Below are 26,984 nucleotides of genomic sequence, written 5' to 3'. Positions count from 1 at the left end.
TGAAGGCAATGAGAAGGGGAATGACAATATTCCTGATAGAATCCTGCCGCATAACGGCAGGTGGTGCGTGAAAAACAGACTTGCTGAGCCTGCTATAAAGATAATGGGTAGGTATGGGAGCTAATGATATATCTTCTCAGATAATCTGTTTTATCGATGTTCTGCCAAGCGGGTCCATGCACGAATCCATAGGCTTGTGGTACGGAGTCTTGGATGCGGCGATTATGGGATTCCGTACCGTACCACAGACCTGACCGGCTTTGAAGAATGGCGGAATAATGCGGATTCCATCTGGACGGATAGCCCGTGGTACGGTACGGAACCGCTGCGATGGGATTTTCCCGGTTGCGTACCACGACATTGCGGTACACAACCGTCATAACAGGGGTCTTCTGGTTCCGTACCACACCATCGTGGTACCGAAACCAGAAAAAGCATCGGATATGGTTCGGTACCGAGCAGCCGTCCGAACTCAGCCCGCGAACGCGATCGGCGCGGCCAGCTCGGTGCCCGAACCGTCGCGGCGCATATCCGGCTTCGGCAGCTCCACTGGGTTGCCGCCCTCGGTCGAGGCATGCAGCGGGTACAGACCCACCCACGCGAAGATCAGCGTGTTCTGGCCCTTCAGGAAGCGCTGCGACCGTACGCCGCCAGTGGCGCGACCCTTGGTCGGGTACATCTCCAGCGGGGTGACCTTGGCCGACCCGTTCTCGGTGCCGGGCAGCGCGTCCGCGTCGCCGGCCACGGTGAGCACCACCGCGCCGGAGGCGGAGAACAGGCCGTTCTCGCCCTCCTCATAGGTCCAGGCCACCTTGCCGGCCGGAATCACATTGAACGTCACCACCTGGCAGCCGTCGGCCAGCTTGATGCCGGCCATGCCGCCGGCCGTACGGCCCTGCGGGCGGACGTTGCCGGCCTCATAGGTCAGCAGCGAGGAATCCGAGGAGATGAACACCAGCCGGTCCTCGTCGGCGGCGGGCGCGGCGAACACCACCGTGTCCCCGTCCTTCAGGTCGATGACGCTCCACGAATCCATCGTGGTCGGCGACTCCCTGTTCCACCGCTTGATTACGCCGTGACGCGTGCCGATCGCCAGCGGCGGCAGCGCATCCCCGGACGCGTCGTCGGAGTCGGACGCATCGCCCTTGTGCGGCGGGGCGGTCATCGCGATCGCCGTCACCACGTATTCGCCGGGCACCGGATCGGTGTTCTCGGTCGTGCCCAGCAGCTCCTTGGCCTTGACGCCGCCGGCCACGCTCAGCGTGGCGGAGGCGGGCAGCGCAGGCAGGTCGGCCACATGGGCGAGCACCAGGCGTCCCGCCGACGTGATCAAACCATACGAGGCCAGCGTGGTGGTCGGGAACAGGGCCACGATCTGGTCGCCGTCCGCGCGCGCGTCACCCGACGAGCGCGACTCCCACACATCCAACGCGCTGGGGGAGGTGCGGGCGATCAGCCCGGAGGCGCTCATCATCACCACGCACGGTTCGTCGTCCAACTGCAGCGCGGATACGGCGCCCGCATCCTCGCCGGCCTTCCTGGCTGCGGCAGCGGCGGCGGCCACGTCGGCCTCGGCGGAGGACACGGTGTGCGCGGCGCGCACGGCCTCCATCGCCCCCGCGGGCACCCCCTCGGCGCCGGCCGCGGTCACCGGGTGCATCGAGCCGTCCGGATCCACATCCAGCAGCACCGTGCGGCGCGGCGAACCATACCGGTCGGCCACGTCGTCCATCTCGGCGACCACCACACGGTCCAATTCGTCCGCCGAAGCCAGAATGCGCTCCAGCTCCTCGATCCTGCAGCGCAGGTCGTCGCGTTCGGCCTCCAACTCGATTCGGCTCATCCGGGTCAGGCGACGCAGTCGCAGATCCAGGATGTACTGGGCCTGCACCTCGTCCAGGTCGAATACGGCCATCAGCCGGCTCTTGGCGGCGTCCGCGTCGTCGGAGGAGCGGATCACCTGGATCACCTCGTCGATGTCCACCATCGCCAGCAGCAGGCCCTCGACCAGATGCAGCCGCTCCTGCGCCTTCGTGCGGCGGAACTCGCTGCGGCGGCGCACCACCACGCGGCGGTGGTCGATCCACACCTGCAGCATCTCCTTCAGGCCCATCGTGTGCGGCCGGCCATCCACCAGCGCCACGTTGTTCATCGTGAAGTTGTCCTGCAGCGGCGTGTGCCTGAACAGCTGCACGAGCACCGCGTTCGGGTCGAAGCCGGTTTTGATCTCGATGACGATGCGCGTGCCGTTATGCCGGTCGGTCAGGTCGATCGCGCCCGAGATGCCTTCGAGCTTGCGGTTCTTGACCCCCTCGGAGATGCGCTCCAGCACGCGCTCGGGGCCCACCATGAACGGCAGCTCGGTCACCACGATTGCCTTCTTGCGGGCCGTGACGTTCTCGATATGCGTGGCCGAGCGGGTGGTCAGCGTGCCGCGGCCGGACGCGTAGGCCTCGCGGATGCCGTCGCGACCGATGATGATGCCGCCGCCCGGCCAGTCCGGGCCCGGCACATAGCGCATGAGCTCCTCCAGCGTGGCGTCCGGATGCGCCATCAGATGCTTGGCCGCGTTGATGACCTCGCCCAGGTTGTGCGTGGCCATGTTCGTGGCCATGCCCACGGCGATGCCCGAACCGCCGTTGACCAGCAGGTTCGGGATGGCGGCCGGCAGCACGGTCGGCTCCTTGAGTTTGTTGTCGTAATTCGGCGCGAAGTCGACCGTATCCTCGTCGATGTTCGCGTTCATGCCCAGCGCCGCGGGCGCGAGCCTGGCCTCGGTATAACGGGAGGCGGCCGGCCCATCATCTAGGGAGCCGAAGTTGCCGTGGCCGTCCACCAGCGGCAGACGCATGGCGAACGGCTGCGCCAGACGCACCATGGCCTCGTAGATCGCCGAATCGCCGTGCGGGTGGAGCTTGCCCATCACCTCACCGACCACGCGCGCCGACTTCATGTACGGGCGGTCCGGGTTCAGGTTCATCTGGCCCATCTGGTAGACGATGCGGCGCTGCACCGGCTTCATGCCGTCGCGGGCGTCGGGCAGGGCGCGCGCATAGATCACCGAATACGCGTATTCGAGGAACGACTTGCTCATCTCCTCGTTCAACGGCGTCTCGACGATATGCTCCTTGACCGTGCGCGGGTCGAAGGCCGGCTGCGCCGTCTTGCGATGTGATGCCATGCGACAAGCTCCCAACATTGAAACCAACAGGAAACCTACAAACCGAACCAGTGTACCGCAACGGCGAAACCTGCCGACTTCGGTTTTCGCCCGACGGTGGTTGAATGAACGGTATGAGTGTGGACGTGCCCGAGATGGAGGAGTTGCTGCGACCGGTGCCGGTCGCGCGGTATGGGGACGACGCCGACGGCGCCGCGCGTGGGGGAGCGCTGCACCTGTCGAGTCTGCTGCCGGCGCTGGCCTGCGCGATCGGGCATCCGACGCCGACGGCGGTGCACCGCGACCCGGACGAGGCGCACCGGAAGCTGGGTCTGCCGGAGGTCGAATCCGCGGTTGTGGTGCTGATCGACGGCCTGGGCTATTGGAATCTGGCGATGCGGCTCGGCCACGCCCCGTACCTGCGGTCGCTGATGAACGAGCCGGCCAACCAGCGGCCGATCTCCACCTGCGCACCCAGCACCACGGTGGCGGCCATGTCCACGTTCGGCACCGGCACCTGCCCCGGACTGACCGGCATGACCGGGTATACGCAACGCAACCCCGAAACCGGCGAGCTGGCCCAGATGATCCAGTTCAGGCAGGCGATCGCCCCGCGCGACCTGCAACGCCAGCCGACCGTCTTCGAACTGCTGCGGGAGCGTGGCGTGCGCGTCACCAGTTCGGGGCTGCCGAAATTCGCCGCATCGCCGCTGACCGAGGCGGCGCTGCGCGGCACCGACTACATCTCGAACGTGGCGCCGCGCGACCGCGTGCTCGCCGCGGCCGACGCCGCCCGCACGCCCGGCCTGACCTACCTGTATATCCGTGATGCGGATAAGATCGGACACACCTACGGCTGGGACAGCGACAAATGGATCGGCACCTTCGAACGCATCGACGCGCAGCTGGCCCTGCTGCGCCGCAGTGTGCCCAAGGGCACGCTGATCGTCATCACCGCGGATCACGGCATGGTCTCCTCCGATCCGCAGCGGCGCATCGACATCGCGGTCACGCCGCGGTTGGCGCAGGGCGTGGCGATGGTGGGCGGCGAACCGCGGTCGGTGATGCTGTACGCGCAGGAGGGCGAGGACCCGGAGGATATCGCCGATCGATGGCGGGGATTCCTGGGGGATGGGGCGCAGGTCCGTACCAGGGCGCAGGCGTTGGCCGAGGGGCTGTTCGGCCCGGTCGAGCCGCGTGTGGAGCCGATGATCGGCGACGTGCTGGTTTCGGCCGTGGGGTCGCTGACCTTGGTCGATTCGCGGATACAAACGGCGCAGGCGATGCAGTTGCCCAGCGTGCACGGCGCGCACACGATGCTGGAGATGGACATCCCCTGCCTGATCGACCTGGCCTGAACCGGTCTGAATCGAAGCGGACTGAATCGACCGGGCTTGGCGCGAACTGACCGGGCCTGGTCGATTCAGTCGCCGAACAGGATCTCGTCCCAGCTGGGAACGGCGGAACGGCCGGAGCGGCGTTTCGGCTTGGCCGCGGGCTGCGCCGGCGTGGGGGCGGCCGTCGCGTCGGCAGCGTCGGCATCGGATTGCGACGGATCCGCTGCGGGTGTCTGTGCGGGGGAGACGGTCGGTTCCGGCTGCGGCGTTGCGGCGTTGTCGGCCGGCGCGGGCGCTGCCGGCTGCGCAAGATCGGGCCTGACGGCGGGCATCGTGGGCTCCGGCGTGCTCCACGCCGAAACCGTCTGCTCGATGCGTGCGGAACGGGCGGAGTCGCCGGGAAGATTCAGCGGTACGGCAAAGCCGTCGTCGTACCCCGACTCGGCGGCGGGCGCAACGGCCTGCCCCGGTCGATCGCCGCCCTGCTCGCCCAGCAGCTTGCCGGCGGTGCGGTTCAAGCACGTCACGGCATTGTCGTGCATATTCCACGACCACTCGGCGCGGATGGTCCGCCCGGCGGAGGTGAACTGCGCGGTGATCCGCCACGGTTCCAGCCCGCGACGCGTGGCCTTCCAGACCACGTCCTCGGGGCGCACCCGCGCCGCGGCGAACGTGCGGTCGATCAGCTCGGACAGGGTATGCGCGCGACTGTCCTTGGGCGCGGGCACGGAAAGGAACTGTTCGATGGCGTACTGCTTCTCGGTTTCCACGGAGGCGGAGAACCTTCTGACCAACGCCGCGCTCACCCCATAGCGTTCGGCCACGCGCGCGGGGTCGGCGCCGGCCCGGATCAGGGACTGGATCTGCGAGATCGGCAACGTCTGCGAGGGCGCCGGCCGCGGCGCGATCTCCGCGGTGATCTGCTTGGCCTCAAGGATGGCGTGCTCCAGCGTGTCGTCCACATGGACGGCGAACTGTTCCTCGCCTGCAACGAACACCAGGCGTCCCTCGGCGTCCACATGGTCGAAACGGGCTTGAACAAGCGGCTGATCAGGCATGAGCGCACCACTTTCCTCTTGCGAACCGGACCTTATTCCATTGTGCCCCACGTGTCGGATTTTACGAGTATTTCAAATCGTGTATCCTATGCGGGGGAATGTCATGTATTCTATGGCGCATAATCGCCATTACGGAGAAAGGACCACCATGGCACAGGATTACGATTCGCCCCGCAACAAGGACGAGGACGAGGAGTCGCTGCAGGCTCTGGGCAAGGGCGCGCAGAATTCGGCCAGCGACATCGACGACGATGAGAATGCCATCGCCGAGGACTACGAGCTGCCCGGCGCCGATCTGAGCAACGAGGACGCCTCGGTGACGGTGATCCCGATGCAGGGCGACGAGTTCATCTGCTCGGAATGCTTCCTGGTCAAGCACCGCAGCCAGCTGGCCGAAACCACCGCGGACGGACAGCCGATCTGCAAGGAGTGCGCCGCCTGATGGCATTCGACGAGGCGTATAACGAGCCGGAGCACGTGGAGGTGCTGATCCGGTCGATCGACCCATCCCATCCGATTGAACTTCGGTATGCGCATGCCGGTGACGCGGGCGCCGACCTGGTGACCACCGAGGAGGTGACCCTGAAGCCGTTCGAACGCGCCCTGGTGCCGACCGGTGTGGCCATCGCGCTGCCGGCGGGGTATGTGGCGCTGGTGCATCCGCGCTCCGGTCTGGCCGTGCGCCAGGGGGTGACGGTGCTCAACGCGCCCGGAACCGTGGACGCCGGATATCGCGGCGAGATCAAGGTGCCGTTGATCAATCTGGATCCGGAGCATACCGTGACGTTCCACCCCGGCGACCGCATCGCCCAGCTGGTGATCCAGCGGTATGTGGAGGCCCGGTTCATCCCGGCGGAAACGCTACCCGGATCGGACCGCGCCGAACGGGGATTCGGGTCGACGGGCGTGTCCGCCTGAATCCCGACATTCCACGCAGCCGTCCACAGCCCGTAAGGGTAGGATGGAGTGCATACGAGAGGAGGTACAACGATGGTGTCCGACGTTGATGATGGGTATTTCTCCGCTCGTACGCTCGGTTGCGAGATCAGCGGCAATCCGCTCGATCCGCTTGAACCGATTATGAACGCCTGCAAGGCGCACCACCCGGACGAGGATATGGACATCCTCAACCGCGCCTACCGCCGGGCGGTGCGCCAGCATTCCCCCCAGCGCCGCAAGTCAGGCGAGCCGTACATCATCCATCCGCTGGCGGTGGCGCAGATCCTGGCGGACCTGGGCATGGGGCCCCTGGTGGTGGCGGCCGGCCTGCTGCACGACACGGTGGAGGACACCGACTATACGCTGGAGGAGTGCCGCGCCGAATTCGGCGACACCGTCACCGGTCTGGTGGACGGCGTGACCAAGCTCTCCAAGATGGAATACGGCGATTCGGCGCAGGCCGAGACCATCCGCAAGATGGTGGTGGCGATGAGCCGCGACGTGCGCGTGCTGGTCGTCAAGCTCGCCGACCGTGTGCACAACGCCCGCACCTGGCGGTACGTGAAAACCTCCAGCGCGCAGAAGAAGGCCCGCGAGACGCTGGACGTGTACGCCCCGTTGGCCAACCGGCTGGGCATGAACGCCATCAAGACGGAGCTCGAGGAACTGAGCTTCAAGGTGCTCTACCCGAAGATCTACAACGAGATCGTGGTGCTGGTGGCCCGCCGGGCCGGCCAGCGCGACGTGTACCTCAAGCAGATCCTGAGCGAGATCAACGAGGATCTCGAGGAACAGCACATCAAGGCCTACGTCACGGGCCGTCCGAAGGACTACTTCTCGATCTACCAGAAGATGATCGTGCGCGGGCACGATTTCGAGAACATCTACGACCTGGTGGGCGTGCGCATCATCGTTGATACGATCAGCGACTGCTATGCGGCGCTCGGCGCCGTGCATGCGCGGTGGAGCCCGGTGCCGGGCCGGTTCAAGGACTACATCGCCATGCCCAAGCTCAACATGTACCAGAGCCTGCACACCACGGTGGTGGGCCCGGGCGGCAAGCCGGTGGAGGTCCAGATCCGCACATGGGACATGCACCGGCGCGCCGAGTTCGGCATCGCCGCGCATTGGAAGTACAAGGCCAACGGGCAGGCCGGGCGTGCGCTGAGTTCGCCGGACGCCGACGACCGTAAGCGTGAGAACAGCGAGAACCAGGAGCTCAGCGAGGCCGATAACCTCAAGTGGATCCAGCAGCTTGCCGATTGGACGAGCGAGACCCCCGACTCGAACGAGTTCCTGGGTTCGTTGAAGGAGGATCTCGGCTCGGCCGAGGTCTACGTGTTCACGCCGAAGGGCAAGATCGTGTCCCTGCCCGCGCAGGCCACGCCGGTCGACTTCGCCTACGCCGTGCACACCGAGGTGGGCCATCGCACGATGGGCGCGCGCGTCAACGGCCGTCTGGTGCCGTTGGACACCAAACTGGAGAACGGCGACACCGTGGAGGTGCTCACCTCCAAGTCCGATACCGCCGGTCCGTCCCGCGACTGGCTGAGCTTCGTCAAGAGCCCGAAGGCCCGCAACAAGATCCGGCAGTGGTTCAGCAAGGAACGCCGCAGCGAGGCCATCGAGGAAGGCCGCGACGACCTGACCCGCGCCATGCGCAAGCGCAACCTGCCGATCTCCACGCTGATGTCGCCCGAGGCGCTGATCGGCGTGGCCGACGAGCTCAACTACCCGAACCCGGACAGTCTGTTCGCGGCCATCGGCGACGGCCAAGTCTCCACGCAGAACGTCATCGCCCATCTGGTCAAGGACGCCGGTTCCGACGAGGTGGACGAGGAGGCCGAGCAGGAGCTGCTGCCGCTGCGCCGCACGCCGGAACGCTCCAAGCCCACCAATGCGCTGGGCATCTCCGTCAAGGGCGTGGGCGATGTCTGGGTCAAGCTGGCGCGCTGCTGCACGCCCGTCCCCGGCGATGACATCGTCGGCTTCATCACCCGCAACCAGGGCGTATCGGTGCATCGCACCGACTGTCAGAACATGATCGACCTGCAACGCCGGCAGCCCGAACGCGTCATCCCCGTGCAATGGACGAGCACGAAGGGCCTGTTCATGGTCAAGATCCAGGTGGAGGCGTTGGACCGCCCGCATCTGCTGAGCGACGTGACGCGCGTGCTCTCGGACCACGGCGTGAACATCATGTCCGGCAACATCGCCACTGGCGCCGATCGCGTGGCCATCAGCCAGTTCTCGTTCGAGATGGCCGACCCGCAGCATCTGAACACGCTGCTGTCCGCCGTGCGCAAGATCGACGGCGTCTTCGACGTCTACCGCATCACCGGCGCCAAGGATTCCGCCGAACCGCGCCTGCGCCGCATGCAATAGACCGGCTGTCGTGACTCTGACGCAAAAAATGGTGGTGGCGGCTCGCTGCGGAGTCGCCACCATCGATATCAATGAATCGAACGGTGGAACCGTTACTTACTTACCTACTTGACCACTTCCACCGAGATGATGCCGGCGGGTTCCATCGGACGGTCGGAGCGATCGGTCGGTAGCGCTTCGAGCTTGTCCACCACGGCCTTGGACTCGTCATCGGCCACCTCGCCGAAGATCGTGTGATGGCCGTTGAGCCACGGTGTCGGCACGGTGGTGATGAAGAACTGCGAGCCGTTGGTGCCGTGGATCTTGCCGTCCATGCCGCGGCGCAGGCCGGCGTTCGCCATGGCCAGCAGGTACGGGTGGTCGAAGGTCAGCGTCGGCACGATCTCGTCGTCGAAGTCGTAGCCGGGGCCGCCGGTGCCGGTGCCCAGCGGGCAGCCGCCCTGGATCATGAAGTCCTTGATGATGCGGTGGAAGGTCAGGCCGTCGTAGAACGGCTCGTTGCGCTCCTCGCCGGTCATCGGGTCGCGCCAGGTCTTCTCGCCGGTGGCGAGCCCCACGAAGTTGGCCACGGTTTCCGGGGCCAGGTCGTCGAACAGGTTGATGGTGATGTCACCCTCGGAGGTGCGCATGATAACTGTAGTGCTCATGCCTGCCAGTCTCCCATGCCGCCCCGACCGCGCGACGTTGTCTGGGTGTATCAGTCGGCGTAATGTTCGAGTCCGGATCATAGCTGATTTCTTTGGAACGTTTTGTAAAAGGATTTACGGAAGTTTCGGGCGTTACCGAATACGTATCGTTCGGAGTTTGTGGGCTGTCCGGCGTCGAAGTGTAGTTTGGTCAGCTCCAGACAGCAGGCAAGGTCGGCGACTTGGGCGAGTCGATATAAACGGTAGTCAGTAGGGTCAAGATGCCTGTGATCAATGTTGATGATGAGCTCATCGGTATCGGAGAGAATGCGCGCAAGCTGCTTCTGCCCGTCGTCATAGTAGAGAATTGTTTTATCGTATGAGGCGAATAGCTTGTGGTTCTCCCGGAAGAATGAGGTGATTTCACGCGAGACTCTTCTCTCCAGGTCGCTCGGTGCGCGGCAAATGCGTCGGTCAAAGGAAAAGACCTTATATTTAAGACCGCATTTCCGGGCAAACAGATACAGCCTGGAGAGAAGGTAACGCTGTTCTTGTAGGGTCAAATCGCGGTATTCATCTTCGTGGCGCAACAGGGGTCGAGTGTGGATGGAAGAAGTGCGTAGGTTGTTGTTGATCAGGTCGGAGTCGAGTGCGAGCATTTGCTCGGTGATGAGGTTGCTCTGGTCGTGGAGAACCATCGAAACAATGTAGAACGATGTGTCGGGTTTGTAAGGTCCGAAATCGCCGCTTTCGTCTATAAATAAGCTCAACTCCGACATATTATCCCCCAAGCAAATACAAGAATGGCGGGGATCTTCCCCGCCGATTTGTTGAACCCGAAAGCTCATAGTTCAGGATAACACGACGCATGGTGAACACGCCAAACCTTATGTGCATAAAAATATGCGTGCGTGCGAATGACTATACATTGATGTAGGATGGTCAGCCAGTAATCACATGGTGGGATCTGAAAGACCGAGAATATCCGGGCCCACCCGCTTGGAGAATAAGAGGAAAGACTGAAGACATGGAATACCTGGTGCTGTTGGGCATCGCCGTCGTCATCGTCGGCTTCGCCCTGCGGCTGGACTCGATCCTCATCGTGTTCCTGGCCGCCATCGTCACCGCGCTGCTGGGCAATCTCGGCATCGACGGCTTCCTGACCACGCTGGGCGAATCGTTCGTCTCGAACCGCAGCGTGGCGCTGTTCATCATCATCCTGCTGGTCACGGGCACGTTGGAACGCAACGGCCTGAAGCAGGCCGCCGCCGAGCTGATCGGCAAGGCCAAGGGTGCCACGCCCGGCATCATCATCGCGCTGTACGGCGTGATGCGTCTGGTGTTCGCCGCGTTCAACGTGAGCTTCGGCGGCGTGGCCGGATTCGTGCGTCCGATCATCATGCCGATGGCCGTCGGCGCCATCGAGGCCACCGGTCACAAGCCGGACGAGGACTACGTCGAACAGCTCAAGGGCATGGCCTCCGGCATGGAGAATGTCGCCTGGTTCTTCGGCCAGGTGCTCTTCGTCGGCACCTCCGGCGCGATCCTGGTCAAGACCACGTTGGCGCCGCTCGGCTATGACGTGGATCTGCTGCAGCTGGCCATCATCGAGATCCCGGTGGCGCTGATCGCCGTGGGCGTGACCGCCGCTTACTACATTATCAAGGATGCGCGGCTGCGCAGAAAATTCTACGGCGGCGAATCCGGCGTCCGGAAGCCGGATTCGGTGAAGGAAGGGGAGTGACGTCATGGCGTTCTTCATGGATCCCGAGGTGCTATCCAGCGACAAGATCATGGAGGTGTTCTACATCGTCATGGGTCTGATGAGCATCTATGCGGGCGTGCATAACCTGCGTGACAGGTCCAACCCGTCGCGGTACGGAACCTTCGTCTTCTGGACGCTGCTCGGCGTCGTCATCGCCTTCGGCCGCTGGATTCCGCCGATGATCGACGGCCTGCTCATCGTCATCATGGTCATCCCCGCCATCGCCCAGCGCGTCAAGCCGGGCAAGGCCGCCGAACCGACCGACGCCGAGGTGGAGGGCAACTTCCGGCGCATCGGGCAGAAGGTGTTCATCCCCGCGCTCGCCATCGGCGTCTTCGCCATCGCCGGCGCGCTGATCCCCGCCATCGGCGCGCTCGCCGGCTGCTGCATCGGCGTGTTCGTCTCCGCGATCATCCTGTGGGCGTTCAACCGCGCCAACACGCTGGCCGTGTTCCTGGGCGACTCCGAGCGGCTGCTGTCCGCGATGGGTCCGCTGTGCATGCTGCCGATGCTCCTGGCCAGCCTGGGCGCGATTTTCGACGCGGCCGGCGTGGGCGACGTCATCGCGCGGATTGTCGGCGGTGTGATCCCTGCAGGCAACCGGACCGTCGGCATCATCGTGTTCGCGCTCGGCATGATGCTGTTCACGATGATCATGGGCAACGCCTTCGCCGCCATCACCGTGATGACCGTGGGCATCGGCGCCCCGTTCGTGCTCTCCCTCGGCACCGACCCCGCCGTCGTCGGCATCCTGGCGCTGACCTGCGGCTACTGCGGCACGCTGCTGACGCCGATGGCCGCGAACTTCAACATCGTGCCCGTAGCCATGCTCCAGATGAAGGACCGCATGGGCGTGATCAAGAACCAGGTGCTGCCCGCGTTCGTCATGATCGTCGTGCAGATCATCTACATGCTCATCGCCTGCTGACGGCCGTGCCGGGATGCGGGCAGGTGCATGCAGGTATAAAGGAATGGGAAATCCATCAGGATGGAACGGCGTCGGACGCTGCGGCGCTTCCAGCACGATACAGGAGGTTTGATGATGCTGAGCAAGATTCTGATCACCGGATTCGACCCGTTCGGCGGCGAATCCGTCAACCCGGCGTATGAGGCGGTCAAGCTGCTGCCGGACGCCATTGCGGGGGCGCGGATCGTCAAGCTGGAGGTGCCCACCGTGTTCACGCGCAGCGCCGAGGTGCTGGAACAGGCCATCGCGGCCGAACGCCCCGACGCCGCGATCTGCATCGGGCAGGCCGGCGGCCGCAGCTGCGTGACGGTCGAACAGGTGGCCATCAACCTGGCCGAGGCCCGCATCCCGGACAACGACGGCGAACAGCCGCTGGGTCAACCGCTGCGCGAGGATGGTCCCGCGGCCTACTTCGCCACCGTGCCGGTCAAGGCCATGGTCGCCGGCATCCGTGCGCATCATCTGCCGGCGTTCGTCTCCTACACGGCCGGCACCTTCGTATGCAACAGCATCATGTATCACGCGCTGTACCTGTGCGAGCGGCGGTTCCCCGGCACCATCGCCGGATTCATGCACGTGCCGTACGAACCCGGCCAGGTGGTGGACAAGCCCGAAGGCACCCCGTCGATGCCGCTGGACACCATCGCCGCATCGCTGGAGTACGCCATCGAAGCCGTGGTCCGCGGCGACGGGGCGGACGACGCGGTGGCCGGCGCCACGCACTGACACGCATCGATCCCTGCCGCAACGCACAGGCACCCAACGAGTCCCAGTGATGGAGAACGACACCCCATGACCCTGCCCATTCGACGTATCCTCGGGTTTCTGCGCCGTGAGACGGTGCTATGCGTGGCCGTGGTGCTGGCTGTGGCCTCGGCGTTCGTCGTGCCGCCATCCGCCGACTACCTCGGCTACATCGACTGGGATACGCTGGCGCTGCTGTTCTCGCTGATGGCGGTGATGAAGGGGTACCAGCAGATCGGCATCTTCGCGCGGCTGAGCGACGCACTGCTCCAGCGTGTGGCGACCACCCGCGGCATGGTGATGGTCCTGGTGTTCCTGCCGTTCTTCCTGAGCATGGTGGTGACCAACGACGTCTCGCTGATCACCTTCGTGCCGTTCGCGCTGGTGGTGTTGCGCATGGCCGGGTGGGAGCGGCTGATCGTGCCGACCGTGATCCTGCAGACGATCGCCGCGAATCTCGGCAGCATGCTCACGCCGATGGGCAACCCGCAGAACCTGTATCTCTACGCGCGCTCGGGGATGGGATTCGGCGAGCTGGTGACGCTGACGCTGCCGTACGTGGCGGTCTCCGGCATCGTGCTGGCGGCGGTAATCGGCGTGGGGTTGCGCCGCCCGAAACCCGTGCAAGGCGTTTCGGTGGACGTGCACGTATGCCGCCGGCGTTCGCTGGTGGGCTGCACCGGAGGATTCGTGCTCTGTCTGCTGGCCATATTCGGTCTGGTGCCGCCATGGGCGATCGCCGCGCTGGCCGCCGTCACGCTGCTGGTGGTGAACCGGCGTGTGCTGGCCAGCGTCGACTACTCGCTGCTGGCCACGTTCGTCGCGTTCTTCATCTTCATCGGCAATATGGGCAACATCGGGCCGTTCCGCGACCTGCTGGCCGTCATGCTGGAAGGACGTGTGCAGATCGTGTCCGTGCTCGCCAGCCAAGTCGTCAGCAACGTGCCGGCCGCCCTGCTGCTGTCGGGGTTCACCGACGATTGGTCGGGGCTGATCGTCGGATGCAACCTGGGCGGTCTGGGCACGTTGATCGCCTCGATGGCCAGCCTGATCTCCTACAAGATGGTGGCGCGCGAATACCCGCAGCGCCGCGGTCGCTACCTGCTGTGGTTCACCATCGCCAATGTGGCGCTCTTGGCGCTGCTGCTGATGATCTCCGCCGTGCTGTGAAACGGCGTGGTCCCTATTGAAGTATGCCGAAGTGCCGCAACGCGTTCATGACGCCGTCGTGATCCACGTCATCGGTCACGTAGTCGGCCACCGCCTTGACCTCGTCGTTCGCATTGCCCATCGCCACGCCGACGCCGGCGAATTGCAGCATCGCCATGTCGTTGCCGCCGTCGCCGAACGCCATCGTCTGCTCCCGGGAGAACCCATGGTGCTCCATGAAGCAGCGGATGCCGCGCGGCTTGCCGCCGTCGGCGGGGATCATATCGGTGAAGTCGGGATGCCAGCGCACCCCGGTCACGTTCCGGCACAGGCCGACAAGCTCCGCCTCCTGCTCGGGGGTGATGAACGGGCTGATCTGGAACGTCTCATGCGTGAACGGACGGGTATGTGGGTCGTCAACGAACCGCGTCGGCGCGGTCTTGCCCAGCTGATTCCACGTCGCCTCCATCGCGGGGGTGATCCGGTTGAAATACACGTAGTCGCATTCGCTGAAGGTGGCGACCACGTCCGGATTGCGGTCCAGCCAATCGACGATCACGGCCACGTCATCGCCGTCGATCGGCCGGGCGTCGAGGAATCCTTGGGCGTCGAAGCAGTACTGGCCGTTGGCCGCCACAATGCCGTCGAACTCGACCGGCAGCATCCGCGCCACCACCTCGAACTGCGAGGGCGCGCGGCCCGTGCAGATGAACACCAGCACGCCGCATTCCCGCAGCCGCTGGAGCGCCGTGATAGTGGACGCCGGAACCTCATGGGTGGTGAAACTGGTGAGGGTGCCGTCCACGTCAAAGAACACGGCCCTGATATCATGCGACTTCATCCTCGTAACCTCCCGGGAACGGATACCTGACGTTCCCAAGTGTATCGGGCGTCGTCCCGATGGAAACCGGCTGCTTGTCCGCATGCGGTGCGATGGCAGACATCTGCGTTCCGTGGGCCTGCGGAATTGGTTCCTCCCTCACGCGATGCGTCGGTCGGCATCTACGCCACCTCCGAGGGCACGTGGACCGGCTCCTCCCGCGCACGATGCGTCGAGCCGCAGACGAGCCGGTGCGGGATGCGAATCCGCCGATGTCCGGTTGGGCGTATGGCGGCTAGACTGGGGGACATGACACAGATTCGCTTTGCCCTAGCCCAGATCGACACCTGCGTCGGTGACCTCGCCGGCAACGCCGCCAAGGTGCTCGACTACACCCGCCGCGCAGCCGGCGAGCACGCCCGCGTGGTCGTGTTCCCCGAGATGACCCTGACCGGCTACCCGATCGAGGACCTGGCGTTGCGCCGCACCTTCCGGCAGGCGGCATGGAACCAGGCGAACGAACTGGCCGCCGCGCTCGCCGCCGAAGGCCTGGGGGGGCTGTATGTGGCGGTCGGCACGGTCGGCACCGACCCCGAGACCTCCAAGCCGCGCAATCGCATGGTGGTCCTGCACGAAGGCGTGGTCTGGGCCGGCTATGACAAGCATTTCCTACCCAACTACGGTGTGTTCGACGAGTTCCGCATCTTCTCCGCAGGGGACCGTTCGGTGGTCATCGACGTGGACGGCGCGCGCATCGGCGTGGCGATCTGCGAGGACATCTGGCAGGACGGCGGCCCCGTGGCCGAGTTGGCGGAACGGGGCATCGACCTGCTGCTGACGATGAACGGCTCGCCATATGAGGAGGGCAAGACCCATACGCGCATGGAGCTGGCGGTCCGCCGCGCCCGTGAGGTCGGCGCGCCGCTGATCTACCTGAACCAGGTGGGCGGGCAGGATGACCTGATCTTCGACGGTGGCAGCTTTGTGGTTGACTCGGATGGCACGCTGCTGGAGCGTTCCCCGATGTTCATGGAGGACCTGAGCTATTTCACGCTCGACACCGACGCCGCGCGTCAGACGCCGACCAGCATCGCCGCCGATCTGGATCCGGACGAGGAGGTCTACACGGCCTGCGTGCTGGGACTGAAGGACTACATGCGCAAGAACGGGTTCAAGGGCGTCACGCTCGGCCTGTCCGGCGGCATCGATTCGGCGCTGGTGGCCGCCATGGCCGCGGACGCGTGCGGCGGCGGGAACGTCTGGGGCATCTCGATGCCCAGCATGTACTCCTCCGACGGCTCGAAGGACGACGCCGCCGACCTGGCCGCGAACCTCGGCGCCCACTATGACATCCAGCCGATCGAACCGTTGTTCGCCGCGTTCCAGAGCCAGCTGGCGCTGGAGGGCGTGGCCGCCGAGAACCTGCAGGCGCGCATCCGCGGCGTCATCGTGATGGCCTACTCGAACGCCAAGGGGCTGCTGGCCCTGGCCACCGGCAACAAATCCGAGCTCGCCTGTGGGTATTCCACCATCTACGGCGATGCCGTCGGCGGGTACGCGCCGATCAAGGACCTGCTCAAGACGCGCGTGTGGGAGCTGGCCCGTTGGCGCAACAAGGCCGCCGCGGCCGGCATGGGCATCGGCGGACTGGCCGTGGTCGGCAACGAGCGGCGTGACGCCGGCGTGCCGCTGCCGGACGGCGTGATGATCCCCGTCAACAGCATCGTCAAGGCGCCCAGCGCCGAACTGCGCCCCGGACAGAAGGACTCCGACAGCCTGCCCGAATACGGGCTGCTGGACCGGGTGTTGTCCGCATACATCGAGCATGCGCACGGTCGGGCCGATCTGCTGGCCGACGGGTTCGACGAGGCCACCGTGGACACGGTGATGCGTCTGGTGGACCGCGCCGAGTGGAAGCGCCGGCAGTATCCGCTGGGACCGAAGGTCACGGCGCTCGCGTTCGGCCGGGACCGCAGGCTGCCGGTGACGACCGCGTTCCGTGAGTAGTGCGGTGACGGGTGACGGAGCGTGGTATGGCCCGCCGTGTCCTTGGTCGGGCACGGCGGCCCGCCGCGTTCCGACCGCGGTTATGTGAACGGTAACGAAAATGTGATGTAGCTCACGTCGCGTCCCAGCTTGTTTTCAGGCGGCTGCGGCTACAATGAGGAACCAACGACGGCGTAACGATGCGTCGCCGACGATCACCCAGAAGGAGTGGATATGACAGCAGTTGATGCAACCGCGGTCTCCCCGGAGGAGCTCAACGCCAAGGCGTGGGACGGCTTCGAAGGCGGCCATTGGCAGGACGATATCGACGTGCGTGACTTCATTCAGAAGAACTACACGCCGTACGAGGGCGATGAGTCCTTCCTTGCCGGTGCGACCGAAAAGACCAAGCATCTGTGGCAGTATCTCGACGACAACTACCTGGCCGTGGAGCGCAAGCAGCGCGTCTACGACGTGGATACCCACACCCCGGCCGACATCGATGCTTTCCCGGCCGGCTACATCGACAGCCCTGAGGTGGACAACGTGATCGTCGGCCTGCAGACCGACGTTCCCTGCAAGCGTGCGATGATGCCGAACGGCGGCTGGCGCATGGTCGAGCAGGCCATCAAGGAGGCCGGCAAGGAGCCGGATCCGGAGATCAAGAAGATCTTCACCAAGTACCGCAAGACCCACAATGATGGCGTCTTCGGCGTGTACACCAAGCAGATCAAGGTCGCCCGCCACAACAAGATCCTCACCGGTCTGCCGGACGCCTACGGTCGTGGCCGCATCATCGGCGACTACCGCCGCGTGGCCCTGTACGGCGTGAACGCCCTGATCAAGTTCAAGCAGCGCGATAAGGACTCCGTGCCGTACCGCAACGACTTCACCGAGCCGGAGATCGAGCACTGGATCCGTTTCCGCGAGGAGCACGACGAGCAGATCAAGGCCCTGAAGAAGCTGATCAACCTCGGCAACGAGTACGGCCTGGATCTGTCCCGCCCGGCCCAGACCGCGCAGGAAGCCGTGCAGTGGACCTACATGGGCTACCTGGCCTCGGTCAAGAGCCAGGACGGCGCCGCCATGTCCTTCGGCCGCAACTCGACCTTCTTCGACATCTACATCGAGCGTGACCTGAAGAACGGCACGCTGGACGAGGCCGGTGCCCAGGAGCTCATCGACAACATCGTCATGAAGCTGCGCATCGTCCGCTTCCTGCGTACCAAGGACTATGACGCCATCTTCTCCGGCGACCCGTACTGGGCGACCTGGTCCGACGCCGGCTTCGGCGACGACGGCCGCACCATGGTCACCAAGACCTCGTTCCGTCTGCTCAACACGCTGACCCTCGAGCACCTGGGACCCGGCCCGGAGCCGAACATCACGATCTTCTGGGATCCGAAGCTGCCGGAGGGCTACAAGCGCTTCTGCGCCAAGATCTCCATCGACACCTCGGCCATCCAGTATGAGTCCGACAAGGAGATCCGCGGCCACTGGGGCGACGACGCGGCCATCGCCTGCTGCGTGTCCCCGATGCGCGTCGGCAAGCAGATGCAGTTCTTCGCCGCCCGCGTGAACTCCGCCAAGGCCTTGCTGTACGCGATCAACGGCGGCCGTGACGAGATGACCGGCATGCAGGTCATCGACAAGGGCGTGATCGATCCGATCCAGCCCGAGGCCGATGGCACGCTGGATTACGAGAAGGTCAAGAACAACTACGAGAAGGCCCTCGAGTGGCTGTCCGAGACCTACGTGATGGCGCTGAACATCATCCACTACATGCATGATAAGTACGCCTACGAGTCCATCGAGATGGCCCTGCACGACAAGGAGGTGTACCGCACCCTGGGTTGCGGCATGTCCGGTCTGTCCATCGCCGCCGACTCGCTGTCCGCCGTCAAGTACGCCAAGGTCTACCCGATTTACAACAAGGACGCCAAGGACATGCCCGGCCACGAGTACGAGTATGTCGAGGGCGCCGATGACGATCTGGTGGTCGGCTACCGCACCGAGGGCGAGTTCCCGGTCTACGGCAACGATGACGATCGCGCCGACGACATCGCCAAGTGGGTCGTCTCCACGGTCATGGGCCAGATCAAGCGCCTGCCGGTCTACCGCGGCGCCGTCCCGACCCAGTCCATCCTGACGATCACCTCGAACGTCGAGTACGGCAAGAACACCGGTTCCTTCCCGTCCGGCCATGCCAAGGGCACCCCGTACGCCCCGGGCGCGAACCCGGAGAACGGCATGGATTCCCACGGCATGCTGCCGTCGATGTTCTCGGTCGGCAAGATCGACTACAACGACGCGCTGGACGGCATCTCGCTGACCAACACGATCACCCCCGACGGCCTGGGCCGCGACGAGGATGAGCGCATCACCAACCTGGTCGGCATCCTGGACGCGGGCAACGGCCACGGCCTGTACCACGCCAACATCAACGTGCTGCGCAAGGAGCAGCTCGAGGACGCCGTCGAGCATCCGGAGAAGTACCCGCACCTGACCGTGCGCGTCTCCGGCTACGCGGTGAACTTCGTCAAGCTCACCAAGGAGCAGCAGCTCGACGTGATCTCCCGTACGTTCCACCAGGGTGCCGTCGTCGACTGAGTCGATGACCTGCACCGTGTGAACGGCTGAACGGTCCGGCGGGGTCTTCTTCGGAGGGCCCCGCCTTTTCGTATCCCGTGCCGGCTCGCTTTCAGTGAGGAAGTGTCGTACGTGGGATGTGGCGTATGCGGGGACGTGGCGTGTGGTGCCGCGGGAGGGAACCGAAGACACGTGACGCACCTCACAGCGGAAAACCGCGTGTCCGTGGGGGCCAGGCCCTACGATGGCAATCAGTACAGTCGAATGCGTGCGCCACGCCACGCGGCAGAAGGAGGACGAGGATGTCTGAAACCACCGAGTTCCGCACCACTACCCGGCATATGCTGAAGCGTTCCAAGCAGTATGCCAGCCAGACGCTGATGGGCGGCCTGTCGGGCTTCGAATCGCCGATCGGCCTGGACCGCCGCGACCGCATCGAAGCGCTGCGCACCGGCGATATCGGCTTCGTGCACTCGTGGGACATCAACACCTCCGTGGACGGTCCCGGCACCCGCATGACCGTGTTCATGAGCGGCTGCCCGCTGCGCTGCCAGTACTGCCAGAACCCCGACACCTGGAAGATGCGCGACGGCCAGCCCGTGTACCTGGAGGCCATGATCAGGAAGGTCGAACGCTACGCCGATTTGTTCAAGGCCACCGGCGGCGGCATCACGTTCTCCGGCGGCGAGTCGATGATGCAGCCGGCCTTCGTCTCCCGCGTGTTCCGCGCGGCCAAGGAGATGGGCGTGCACACCTGCCTGGACACCTCCGGCTTCCTCAACCGCAACTACACCGACGAGATGATCGAGGACATCGACCTGTGCCTGATCGACGTCAAATCCGGCGACGAGGAGACCTACCGCAAGGTCACCGGCGGCCTGCTCGCGCCGACCATCGAGTTCGGGCAGCGTCTGGCCAGGGCCGGCAAGAAGATCTGGGTACGCTTCGTGCTGGTGCCCGGCCTGACCGACTCCGAGGAGAACGTGGAGAACGTAGCCAGGATCTGCGACACCTTCGGCGAGGCCATCGAGCATATCGACGTGCTCGGATTCCACCAGCTCGGCCGGCCCAAGTGGCATGAGCTGCGCATCCCGTACCCGCTGGAGGACGCCAAGGGCCCCTCGGCCAAGCTCAAGACGCGGGTCAAGGAGCAGTTCGAGTCCCACGGCTTCGTGGTGTACTGACCGAATCCAGTGAACCGCCGGCATCCGTGCGCGTGGTGATACCACGAATCCGGCGATGAGCCCGTAGCCTTGAATCATGGCGGACATTTATGCATTCCCGGCGTCGCCGTCCGAGGACGGACGTGGGGGAGTGCCGCGCCCCGAAGGCGTGCCCGACGTGGTGTGGCACGCCGTCCAGACCGTGCGTGCGATGCCCCATATGGCGGGCATGCGGTATCGGGAGATTCCGGTGCCGTCCACGTTGGCCGACTTCGGCATCGGCGTGGAACTGGAATACGATTCGTCCGACGAACCCCCATCCCGCACGGCGACCGGCTGGATCATGGTGCTGTATGCGGCGCAGGGCCGCCGCGGTTGGATCTCGCAATGGCGATGCGTGGCGTTCGCCCGGCTGCCGTTGGACGAGAACGAGCGCGACTGCCTGACGCCGTCGATGTATTGGGAGGATATGCTCGACGCGTTGGACGCCGTCGATCCGGAGGGCGTCCGGGGCACGGTGACGGTGACGCGGAACACGTCGTTCGGCGATATGGAGTCCGAGCCACACGCCGGGTGCGAGATGCGCGTATCATGGACGCCGTCGGTGTCGCCGGAAGGCGCGGATGCCGGCGCACAGGTGTCGGTGTGGGCGCAGTTCCTGCGCGCATCGGTGGACGATGGCGAAGGACCGTGATTGGATAGGGAACCGAGGTTGCAGGCCGAACCGCGAGACGGCGTTCCCGACATCATCGACACCCCGTCCGGATACCGACGGTACTGCAGCCGGCTGCGTGAGGCCTCGGGTCCGCTGGCGGCCGACGCCGAGCGCGCGTCGGGCTTCCGGTACGGGCATGAGGACTGGCTGATCCAGTTCAAACGCGAAGGGGCTGGCATCGGTCTGCTGGACCCGGTGGCGCTGACGCAGACGGGGGTCGATTGGAACGAGTTCAACGACGCCGTGGGGGAAGCGACGTGGATCATCCACGACGCCGTCCAGGATCTGCCGGGATTCGCGCAGATCGGTCTGAAGCCGCAGGCGTTGTTTGACACTGAGATCGCCGCGCGCCTGCTGGGACTGCACCGCTTCGGCCTGGCCGCGGTCACCGAGCATTACCTGGGCATCACGCTGGCCAAGGAGCATTCGGCGGCCGACTGGTCGTACCGGCCGCTGCCCCGCGACTGGCGCAATTACGCGGCGTTGGATGTGGAACTGCTCATCGAGCTCGAACGGCTGCTGCTTGAGGAGCTGAAACGGCACGGCAAGGACGAATGGGCCCGTCAGGAGTTCGCGTACACGCTCCGTGAGGGGGTGCGGCCGCGTGCCGGGCATCCGGTGCCGTGGATGCGGATCTCGCGCATCACCACGTTGAGCCGCGACCGTCGGGGGTTGGCCGTGGCGAAGGCGTTGTGGGAGGAACGCGACTGTCTGGCGCGGCGGTACGACATCGCGCCGGGTCTGTTGCTGTCCGACGCGGCGATCATCGAGGCGGCGCAGAGGAAACCCCGCAATGCCAGGGAGTTCCGGCTGATCCGTTCCCTGAACGAGCGGGTGCGCATGCATACCGGCGGAGAGCAGGACAAGATGTTCGAACGCTACGCGCCGATCCAGCGGGCCGTCAAGCCGAATGTCTGGAAGACCGTGATCCAGCAGGCGCTGGCGCTGCCCGCCGACCAGTGGCCGTCCATGCCGCCGGCGCCCGCCGACTCCCAGGCCAACGCCCCCCGATCGATGAAGGTCTGGTCCATCAGGCATCCCGAACGGTATGAGCGGTTGCAGGCCGTACGTCATGTGATCAACCAGATCGCCGAGGACACCAGGACCCCCGCGGAGATGATTGTCAAGCCGCAGATCATCCGCAACCTGTGCTGGACCGATGACCCAGGCGGCCGCGACGTCGCCGAATTCCTGACGCAGCAGGGCGCCCGCCCGTGGCAGGTGTCGCTGATCGCAGCGTCCGTGAGTCGCGCTATCATGTAACGGTTGCCTAACGGCAGGAATAACGAATACGAATATTTCACAGGAGCGCAAGCGTGAAAATCAGCGTCAGGAACCTCGAGCCCACCAAGGTGAAGCTCACCATCACCGTCGATCCCGAGGAGTTCAACCCGTATCTGGATGCCGCCCGCAAGGAGATCGCCAAGCAGGTCACCGTGCCCGGCTTCCGTAAGGGCCATGTCCCGGGCAAGATTATCGACCAGCGCATCGGTTTCGCCGCCGTTGCCGGCGAGGCCGTGAACAACGGTGTGCCGGAGCTGTATTCCAAGGCGCTCGAGGAGAAGAAGATCCGTCCGATGGCCCAGCCGGAGATCGACGTGCAGGAAGTCCCCACGTCGGCCAAGGACGAGACCAAGCTCAAATTCGTCGCCACCGTGGAGCGCCGTCCGGACATCGAGCTCCCGGAGCTCGACGGCATGGAGATCGACGTGCCGAAGGCCGAGATCACCGATGAGGACGTGAACCGCCGCCTGGAGAACCTGCGCCAGCGTTTCGGCACCCTGGTGGGTGTGGATCGTCCGGCTGCCAAGGGCGACTACGCGAACATCGACCTCGTGGCCGAAATCGACGGCGAGACCGTCGACTCCCAGGAGGGCGTGAGCTACGAGCTCGGCTCCAACACCATGCTCGACGGCCTGGATGAGGCCCTGGACGGCCTGTCCGCCGGCGAGGAGACCACCTTCGAGGGCACGCTGGAAGCCGGCGAGCACGAGGGTGAGAAGGCCCAGATCAAGGTCAAGGTCAACTCGGTCAAGGCCGAGGAGCTGCCGGAGCTGGACGACGACTTCGCCCAGGAGGCCTCCGAGTTCGACACCCTCGACGAGTTGAAGGCCGATATCCGCAAGGCCTGCGAGCGTGACGCCGAAGGCCGCCAGGCCACCGAGGCCCGTGACGCGTTCATCGCCAAGCTCAAGGAAGGCCTGGAGATCCCGGTGCCGAAGGGCGTCAAGGCCGAGGCCGCCGAGCAGCACCTGAAGGGCATGACCCCGGATCCGGAGCAGGCCACCAAGGAGCAGAAGGCCGAGGCCGAGGAGGCCGCCGAGAACGAGCTGCGCGACCAGATGGTGCTCGATGCCCTGGCCGAGAAGATGGACGTCAAGGTCTCCCAGATGGATGTGACCAACTTCCTGGCCTCCATCGCCCAGCAGTACGGCATGGATCCGTCGGCGTTCATCAACGCGATCATCCGCAACGGCCAGCTGGGTTCCGCCGTGGAGGAGGTCGGCCGTTCGAAGGGTCTGCTGGCCGGTATGCGTGCCGTGACCTTCAAGTGCGAGGGCGAGGTGCTCGATCTGAGCTCCTTCCTCGGTGACGTGGCTGAGGACGAGGAGGCCGAGTCCGTTGAGGCCGCCTCCGCCGCTGCCGCCGTGGCCGACGAGCTCGCCCAGGCCGAGGACGCCGAGTGAGTTGTGACCTTGCCGTGGCAAGGGTCTGAATAACGATGATTGTGGGCTGGAACCGGTTGCGCCGGTTCCAGCCCACAATCGTTGGGGCGGAGGGAGTGTGCGATGAGTGAACGTCGACGTGCGGTGGCGATGATCGCGGCGGTACTGGGGCTGGGCGTGGTCATCGGCGTTGCGGCCGGTCTGCTGACGTTGATGTTGTACGGCATCGAACATGTGGCGCTGGGCTTCGTGGAGAGTCCCGAACAGCCCGGACCGTTCGCCACGCCGTCGTGGCGCCGCGCGCTGTCAGTGATTGTCGGCGCGACCCTCGCCGCGGTGATCTGGTGGCTGCTGCGCACCCGCAGCGCCAAGGTGCCCTCGGTGACCAAGGCGGTGGCGGGCGAGGGGATGCCGTGGTGGCAGACCATCGTGCATGTGCTGCTGCAGATCCTGATTGTCGGCTGTGGCATGTCGATCGGGCGCGAGGTGGCGCCGCGCGAGTTCGGCGCGCTGGCCGGCCAACGCGCCTCGGGTTGGCTGAAGCTCAACGCCGCCGACACCCGCACGATTGTGGCGGTCGCAGCCGGCGCGGGTCTGGCCGGCGTGTACAACGCGCCGTTGGCCGGTGCGTTCTTCGCCGTGGAGATCCTGCTGGCCGACGTGACGCTGCGGACCGTGGCCTATGCGTTCGCCTGCTCCACCGTGGCGGCATGGGTGGGCACGCTGATCAAGGGCACGCACACGTTCTATGACATGGGCGAGCCCAGCGGGCTGTTCACGCCCGACCTGATGGGGTTCGCGCTGGTCGCGGGCCTGGTGTGCGGCGTTGCGGGCGCGGTGTTCCGATTCGGCTCGTCCTGGGCCGAGCGGCACCACGCCACGGGCAACGCGATACTCTGGCAACTGCCGCTGGCGGGTGTGATAACCGGCGTGGTGGCCATCTGGGTGCCGCAGGTGATGGGCAACGGCCGGGCCACGGCGCAGATGGGGTTCGGCGGCGACTGCGATTGGGCGCTGATCGGCGTGCTGCTGGTATCCTGCGTGGTCAAGGGCGTCATGACGCTGCTGACGATTCGCTCGGGCGCCTCCGGAGGCGTGCTGACCCCGGGCATCGCGTTGGGCGCCACGTTGGGCGCGGTGCTGGGGATCCTCTGGTTGCAGGGCTTCGGCACCAATTCGATCGGCGTCTACGCGCTGATCGGCGCCTGTGCGCTGCTGTCCGCCTCGCAGCAGGCGCCGTTGATGGCCATGTGCCTGGTCATGGAGCTGACCGATGCGCCGCTGAATCTGTTCGTGCCGGTGTGCCTGGCGGTGGCGGCCAGCACGGTGTGCGCCCAATGGCTCGGCGCGCGACTCGATCGCGCCGGTGCCGCCGGTCCGAAGCCGGCCGTGCACGCCTGACATCGCGTGCCGGTTACCGGGCGCCGCGGCGGCGCGCTATGCGTTCCGCGCAAAAGCCGCGGGCCGTCGATTCGAGGCGGTAGGCTGAAGAACATCACGACTAATTGTGAAGGAGACATGGTGAGCAATCTGCTTGCAACATCGCCGGTCATGGCCGGCGAGGACGTGCCTGCCGGGCCCGTCGACCCGATCTTCAACCGTCTGCTCAAGGACCGCATCATCTGGATGGGTGAGGAGGTCAAGGACGACATGGCCAACCGCATCTGCGCCCAGATGCTGATGCTGGCCGCCGAGGATCCGAAGAAGGACATCTGGCTGTACATCAACTCGCCGGGCGGCTCGATCACCGCCGGCATGGCCATCTATGACACGATGCAGCTGATCGAGCCCGATGTGGCCACCGTGGGTCTGGGCATGTGCGCCTCGATGGGCCAGTTCCTGTTGAGCTCCGGCGCCAAGGGCAAGCGGTATCTGACCTCGCACGCCCGTGTGCTGATGCACCAGCCGTCCGGCGGCATCGGCGGCACCACCACCGACGTGCGCATCAACGCCGAACTGATCATGGATATGAAGCGCACGCTCGCCGAGCTGACCGCGGAACAGACCGGTCACACGGTGGAGGAGATCTACCGCGACAACGAGTACGACCACTGGTTCACCGCGCAGCAGGCGTTGGAATACGGTTTCGTCGACAAGATCGTGACCACGCCGGACACCATCAACGCCGACTGAGGAAGGGAAAAGACGAGCAATGGCAAGTGAAGAAGCGAAGTTCGCGGCCCGCGCCGACCGTCTCGCCGGGGCGAGGGGCGTGGTCGGATTCGTGCCGTCCTCCGTCCGCGACGCGCGTTTCGCGCCGCAGGACCGGTACATCCTGCCGCAGTTCGAGGAGAAGACCCCGTACGGCTACAAGCGCCAGGACCCGTACACCCGCCTGTTCGAGGACCGCATCATCTTCATGGGCGTGCAGGTGGATGACGCCGCCGCCGACGACATCATGGCCCAGCTGCTGGTGCTGGAAAGCCAGGACCCGAACCGTGACGTGATGATGTACATCAACTCGCCGGGCGGTTCGATGACCGCGATGACCGCCATCTATGACACGATGCAGTACATCAAGCCCGACGTGCAGACCGTCTGCCTCGGCCAGGCCGCCTCGGCCGCCGCCATCCTGCTGGCCGCCGGTGCCAAGGGCAAGCGCCTGATTCTGCCGAACGCGCGTGTGCTCATCCACCAGCCGGCCATCGACCAGGGCTTCGGTAAGGCCACGGAGATCGAGATCCAGGCCCGCGAGATGCTGCGCATGCGCGAATGGCTGGAGAACACACTGGCCAAGCACACCGGCCAGGACGTCGAACGCATCCGCAAGGACATCGAGGTCGACACCTTCCTGACCGCCCCCGAGGCCAAGGAATACGGCATTGTGGACGAGGTGCTCGAACACCGTTCGTGAATGTCCGCATGACCTTTACATGAGTGCGCCCCCGCCCGAGGAGCCGGCAGGTATCCTCGGT

At 65.2% G+C, this 26,984-nt stretch carries 22 protein-coding genes; 17 read left to right on the top strand and 5 right to left on the bottom strand.

Going from position 1 to position 26,984, the window contains the following annotated elements; genetic code table 11:
* Positions 1–472: 472 nt before the first annotated feature.
* The gene (locus BIGA_RS02985; RefSeq protein WP_033506048.1) at positions 473–3,181 is read right to left on the bottom strand and encodes a DNA gyrase/topoisomerase IV subunit A; all 2,709 of its coding nucleotides are present in this window, start codon (positions 3,179–3,181) and stop codon (positions 473–475) included.
* Positions 3,182–3,294: 113 nt separating this feature from the next.
* Here BIGA_RS02985 and BIGA_RS02980 point away from each other — a divergent pair, with 113 nt between their 5' ends.
* On the top strand, positions 3,295–4,518 hold the full coding sequence (locus BIGA_RS02980; RefSeq protein ID WP_081929383.1) for an alkaline phosphatase family protein: 1,224 nt from the start codon (positions 3,295–3,297) through the stop codon (positions 4,516–4,518).
* 65 nt (positions 4,519–4,583) lie between these two features.
* Here the strand turns inward: BIGA_RS02980 and sepH are convergent, their stop codons facing one another.
* The gene (gene sepH, locus BIGA_RS02975; RefSeq protein WP_033506054.1) at positions 4,584–5,555 is read right to left on the bottom strand and encodes a septation protein SepH; all 972 of its coding nucleotides are present in this window, start codon (positions 5,553–5,555) and stop codon (positions 4,584–4,586) included.
* A gap of 148 nt (positions 5,556–5,703) precedes the next feature.
* On the opposite strand from sepH, the gene BIGA_RS02970 reads away from it, so the two are divergent.
* From BIGA_RS02970 to BIGA_RS02960, 3 genes are all read left to right on the top strand, one after another.
* Complete coding sequence (locus BIGA_RS02970; protein WP_033506056.1) at positions 5,704–5,997, top strand: DUF4193 domain-containing protein; 294 nt, start codon at positions 5,704–5,706, stop codon at positions 5,995–5,997.
* Entirely contained in the window at positions 5,997–6,473 is a 477-nt protein-coding gene (gene dut / locus BIGA_RS02965; RefSeq protein ID WP_033506058.1) for a dUTP diphosphatase, read from the top strand. The genes BIGA_RS02970 and dut overlap by 1 nt, the downstream gene beginning before the upstream one ends.
* A 72-nt stretch (positions 6,474–6,545) precedes the next feature.
* Complete coding sequence (locus BIGA_RS02960) at positions 6,546–8,879, top strand: RelA/SpoT family protein (RefSeq protein ID WP_051912006.1); 2,334 nt, start codon at positions 6,546–6,548, stop codon at positions 8,877–8,879.
* Positions 8,880–8,983: 104 nt separating this feature from the next.
* Here the strand turns inward: BIGA_RS02960 and BIGA_RS02955 are convergent, their stop codons facing one another.
* On the bottom strand, positions 8,984–9,526 hold the full coding sequence (locus BIGA_RS02955) for a peptidylprolyl isomerase (RefSeq protein WP_033506060.1): 543 nt from the start codon (positions 9,524–9,526) through the stop codon (positions 8,984–8,986).
* A 77-nt stretch (positions 9,527–9,603) separates the two neighbouring features.
* Positions 9,604–10,353, bottom strand: coding sequence for a DUF3800 domain-containing protein (locus BIGA_RS02950; protein WP_152595958.1), 750 nt, complete (start codon positions 10,351–10,353; stop codon positions 9,604–9,606).
* Positions 10,354–10,532: 179 nt separating this feature from the next.
* Between BIGA_RS02950 and BIGA_RS02945 the strand changes: the two genes are divergently transcribed.
* The 4 genes from BIGA_RS02945 (at position 10,533) to BIGA_RS02930 (ending at position 14,151) form a co-directional block, all read left to right on the top strand.
* Positions 10,533–11,249, top strand: a complete 717-nt coding sequence (locus BIGA_RS02945) for a DUF969 domain-containing protein (RefSeq protein WP_051917044.1) — start codon at positions 10,533–10,535, stop codon at positions 11,247–11,249.
* 4 nt (positions 11,250–11,253) lie between these two features.
* A complete protein-coding gene (locus BIGA_RS02940) occupies positions 11,254–12,198 on the top strand; it encodes a DUF979 domain-containing protein (protein ID WP_033506064.1) in 945 nt (314 codons plus the stop codon).
* 111 nt (positions 12,199–12,309) lie between these two features.
* Entirely contained in the window at positions 12,310–12,963 is a 654-nt protein-coding gene (gene pcp, locus BIGA_RS02935) for a pyroglutamyl-peptidase I (RefSeq protein ID WP_272944569.1), read from the top strand.
* Positions 12,964–13,029: 66 nt separating this feature from the next.
* The gene (locus BIGA_RS02930) at positions 13,030–14,151 is read left to right on the top strand and encodes an SLC13 family permease (protein ID WP_033506065.1); all 1,122 of its coding nucleotides are present in this window, start codon (positions 13,030–13,032) and stop codon (positions 14,149–14,151) included.
* A 13-nt stretch (positions 14,152–14,164) separates the two neighbouring features.
* Here BIGA_RS02930 and BIGA_RS02925 read toward each other — a convergent pair whose 3' ends face one another.
* Positions 14,165–14,971 carry a Cof-type HAD-IIB family hydrolase gene (locus BIGA_RS02925; RefSeq protein WP_033506067.1) on the bottom strand — a complete coding sequence of 269 codons (807 nt, stop codon included), beginning with the start codon at positions 14,969–14,971 and terminating at the stop codon, positions 14,165–14,167.
* 288 nt (positions 14,972–15,259) lie between these two features.
* On the opposite strand from BIGA_RS02925, the gene BIGA_RS02920 reads away from it, so the two are divergent.
* The 9 genes from BIGA_RS02920 to BIGA_RS02880 all read left to right on the top strand — a co-directional run bounded on the left by BIGA_RS02920 (position 15,260) and on the right by BIGA_RS02880 (position 26,923).
* Positions 15,260–16,957 carry an NAD+ synthase gene (locus BIGA_RS02920; RefSeq protein WP_033506072.1) on the top strand — a complete coding sequence of 566 codons (1,698 nt, stop codon included), beginning with the start codon at positions 15,260–15,262 and terminating at the stop codon, positions 16,955–16,957.
* 213 nt (positions 16,958–17,170) lie between these two features.
* Positions 17,171–19,546: a formate C-acetyltransferase gene (gene pflB / locus BIGA_RS02915; protein WP_033506073.1), complete on the top strand. Its 2,376-nt coding sequence runs from the start codon at positions 17,171–17,173 to the stop codon at positions 19,544–19,546.
* A 281-nt stretch (positions 19,547–19,827) separates the two neighbouring features.
* A complete protein-coding gene (gene pflA, locus BIGA_RS02910; protein ID WP_033506074.1) occupies positions 19,828–20,709 on the top strand; it encodes a pyruvate formate-lyase-activating protein in 882 nt (293 codons plus the stop codon).
* Positions 20,710–20,785: 76 nt separating this feature from the next.
* On the top strand, positions 20,786–21,382 hold the full coding sequence (locus BIGA_RS09685; protein ID WP_034259637.1) for a DUF3000 family protein: 597 nt from the start codon (positions 20,786–20,788) through the stop codon (positions 21,380–21,382).
* Positions 21,383–22,666, top strand: coding sequence for an HRDC domain-containing protein (locus BIGA_RS02900; protein WP_033506078.1), 1,284 nt, complete (start codon positions 21,383–21,385; stop codon positions 22,664–22,666).
* A 53-nt stretch (positions 22,667–22,719) separates the two neighbouring features.
* Entirely contained in the window at positions 22,720–24,090 is a 1,371-nt protein-coding gene (gene tig, locus BIGA_RS02895; RefSeq protein ID WP_033506080.1) for a trigger factor, read from the top strand.
* Positions 24,091–24,192: 102 nt separating this feature from the next.
* Entirely contained in the window at positions 24,193–25,470 is a 1,278-nt protein-coding gene (locus BIGA_RS02890) for a chloride channel protein (RefSeq protein ID WP_051917043.1), read from the top strand.
* A 120-nt stretch (positions 25,471–25,590) separates the two neighbouring features.
* Positions 25,591–26,202 carry an ATP-dependent Clp protease proteolytic subunit gene (locus tag BIGA_RS02885; RefSeq protein ID WP_129238298.1) on the top strand — a complete coding sequence of 204 codons (612 nt, stop codon included), beginning with the start codon at positions 25,591–25,593 and terminating at the stop codon, positions 26,200–26,202.
* A 19-nt stretch (positions 26,203–26,221) separates the two neighbouring features.
* Positions 26,222–26,923, top strand: a complete 702-nt coding sequence (locus BIGA_RS02880) for an ATP-dependent Clp protease proteolytic subunit (protein ID WP_033506082.1) — start codon at positions 26,222–26,224, stop codon at positions 26,921–26,923.
* Positions 26,924–26,984 lie beyond the last annotated feature (61 nt).

The sequence above is a fragment of the Bifidobacterium pullorum subsp. gallinarum genome, assembly GCF_000741215.1.
In the GTDB taxonomy this organism is placed as follows: Bacteria; Actinomycetota; Actinomycetes; order Actinomycetales; family Bifidobacteriaceae; genus Bifidobacterium; species Bifidobacterium pullorum_B.
This window is presented reverse-complemented; position numbering and strand designations above follow the sequence as displayed.